This is a genomic window from Streptomyces sp. NPDC059853 (assembly GCF_042731495.1).
Taxonomy (GTDB): Bacteria; Actinomycetota; Actinomycetes; order Streptomycetales; family Streptomycetaceae; genus Streptomyces.
Genome location: NZ_JBHWJL010000442.1, coordinates 1 through 3,001, shown reverse-complemented (window position 1 = coordinate 3,001; position 3,001 = coordinate 1). Strand labels below are relative to the sequence as shown.

Annotated in this window: 1 protein-coding gene; it reads right to left on the bottom strand. The window is 74.3% G+C overall.

Annotated elements, in window-relative coordinates; all coding sequences use genetic code 11:
- On the bottom strand, nucleotides 1–3,001 hold a 3,001-nt coding region (locus ACFV5N_RS26430), incomplete at both ends, for an FtsK/SpoIIIE domain-containing protein (protein ID WP_385604644.1).

Below are 3,001 nucleotides of genomic sequence, written 5' to 3'. Positions count from 1 at the left end.
GAGCAGCTGTGCTGGGACACCGCCCGCTGCCGGGCGGTGAGTTCGGTCACCAGCCGGCTCACCAGCCGCTCCAGGCGCTCGGCGTCGTGCCGGTCGACGACCGCCCCGCAGTGCGGCAGCGTCTCCAGCGCGGCGAGCCCGCCGCCGGCCGAGTCGATCCCGTAGATGTGCAGATCGGCGCTGCTGACGGCCATGGCCGCCGAGCCGGCGATCGTGCGCAGCACCTGGGTACGGCCGGAGCGCGGGGCGCCGATGACGTACAGGTGGCCGAAGGTGGCGAAGTCGATGCTGCCGAGCCGCCGGTCCTGGAACTCCGGCAGGTCCAGCAGCCCGTACGGCACCAGCGGCAGCCCGCCCGGGGTGTCCGGCGTCTCGGTGGGCGGCAGGTCCTCCAGGCGCAGCTGGTCGGAGAGCGGCGGCAGCCAGGGGCTGGGCTGCTCGGTGTAGCCCGGCAGCTGCGCGGCGGCGGTGTTGATGGCCTGGACCAGGGCGAGCAGATCGGTGGGGCGCTCGACCGGGACCGGGCGTTCGGCCTCGGGGAGGTCGTCGTCGTCCGAGGCGAGTTCGGTGGGGCGGCCGAGGCCGCTCCAGGTCAGCTCGGCGGCCCGCACCGTACGCCCGGGCGCCGGTCCCTGCGGCCCGTCCTCGTCGGCGGCCGCTTCCTGCGGCGGGTCGGAGTCGGTGCGCTCGGCGCCGACCCAGGCGGTCTGGAACGGGGTGGGGTTGTTGTGGCCGCGGCGCAGCAGCGCCCGGCCCGGGGTGCCGACCGAGATGGCCGCCGCGTCCGGGTTGTTGATGATGTCCTGGCTCTCGGAGCGGTCGGTGACCCGCAGCGCGATCCGCAGGTTGGTGTTGGCCTTGATCTCGTTGTTGACCGAGCCGCCGGGCCGCTGGGTGGCCAGGATGAGATGGAGGCCGAGCGAACGGCCCCGCTGGGCCAGCGAGATCAGCCCGGGCACGAAGTCCGGCAGCTCCCGCACCAGGGTGGCGAACTCGTCGATGACGAGCAGCAGCCGGGGCAGGGCGGGCAGCCGCGGGTCGCGGGCGCGCTTGAGCCGGTACTCGGGGTGGTCCTTGGCCTCGACGTCCGCGAGCAGCTGCTCGCGGCGGCGCAGTTCGGCCTCCAGGGAGGCGAGCGCGCGCTGGACGAGGTGCCCGTCCAGGTCGGTGATCATGCCCAGGGTGTGCGGCAGCTGGGCGCATTCGCGGAAGGCGCTGCCGCCCTTGTAGTCGACCAGCACGAAGGCGAGTTCGTCGGGCCGGTTGGCGGCGGCCAGCGAGGCGATCATCGTCTGGAGGAGTTCGGACTTGCCGGACCCGGTGGTGCCGCCGATCAGCCCGTGCGGGCCGTCGCGCACCAGGTCGATGCGGAGCGGCCCCTCGTACCCCTGGCCCAGGGTGAAGGTGGTGGAGGCGGGGCGCCGGGCCCAGGTCTGGAGCAGCGCCTGCGGGTCCGGCGGTTCCTGGTCCAGCAGCGGCAGCAGCCGGACGTCGCCCGGCAGCCCGGAGTCGGCGTCCACCGTCACGTCCCGGATCGGGGCGATCGCGCGGGCGACCTCCTCGCACCAGTCGCTGGTCACCAGGTCGGCGCGGATGCCCTCGACGGTGGGCAGCCCGGAGATGCGGACCGTCAGGGTGTCCTTGTCCGCGGCCGAGGCGTCGGAGGAGGCGGTGGTGATGACGGCGGTGCACTCCTCGGGCAGCAGCCGCTCCCGCTCGTCCAGGCAGACGCTGAAGATCCGCACGCCGGGCCCGGCGGTGAGCACCTCGATGATGCCGGGGACGTCCCGCAGCCGGCGGGAGCCGTCCAGGATCACCAGGGTGTCGGGGAAGTGCATCAGGGTGCGGCCCAGCGCCGAGGAGGCGGCGTCGGTCCTGGCCTTGATGTCGGCGATGAGTTCGTTGACGCGGTGCGCGGTGGACTCGGGGTCGTTGCCGACCGAGATCACGGTGCCGGCCGCGGCGGCGGGCCGGTCGGGGCGCAGATGCGGCAGCCACCGCACCCAGCTCCAGGCGTCCGCGTGCTCGTTGCTGGTGAGGACGACGATCCGCAGATCGCGCGGGCTGTGCAGGACGGCGGACTGCGCCACCGCCCAGCACGCCACCCGGCGCGGGCCCGCGCCGGGGCCGGTGATGCCGACGACGCCCAGCTGCGTCATCTCCACGCAGTACGGGACGTCCGCCAGCCGCCAGTGCACGGTGGTGTGGTTGCTCTCGCGGGCCGAGTCGTTGATCTGCTTGAGCGAGGCGCGGGCGATGGTGCCCACCCGCAGCGCCAGATGGTCGGGGTCGCGGCGGCGCCGCTCCCACAGCTGGTGGCCGGGCCCGGTGGCGGTCAGCAGCAGGGACGCCGGGTCGGGGAACGTGTCGTTGCGCAGGACGCGTTCGGCGACGGTCGCGTTGCGCACCTCCAGCTCCAGCGCGGCGCGGCGCAGCCGGAACAGCCGCAGCTGCTCCTCGTACTGCTTGCGTCCGCTGCGCCGGCTGACCAGCCAGTTGCCGATCGCCATGATCGGGGTGAAGAAGACGAAGACGACGAAGAAGAACGTCCGGAACAGGCTGACCATCACGAAGCCCATGACGAGCGGGGCGATCAGCATCAGGAACGGGAAGGGCCGGTTGCCGCGCTTGGCGGGCGGTCCCGCCATCCGCATGGACTCGGCGTCCAGGTGCGGGGCGATGCGCGGCGGCCGGTTGTACTCCACGGCCAGGCCGTCGGGCGAGGGGTTGACGGCGGCGTCCGGCTCGAACGGGGTGCTCAGCCGCAGCAGATGGTCACCGAGCGACAGGTCGGCCCAGGCGGGCCACTCCTCCTCGCCGTCGTCGGGCTCCGGCAGCTGGTGGACGGGCGGCAGCGGCGGCGGTGCCGGCTGGCCGTCGGGGCCCGGCGGGTCGGGCGCCACCGAGTGGCCGCCCGGGCCGCCGTCCTGGGTGCCCGCGGGCTCCTCGGCGGTCAGCGGGGTGCCGGTCTCGGGGTCGACGGGCGGCGGCGGGGTGAGGC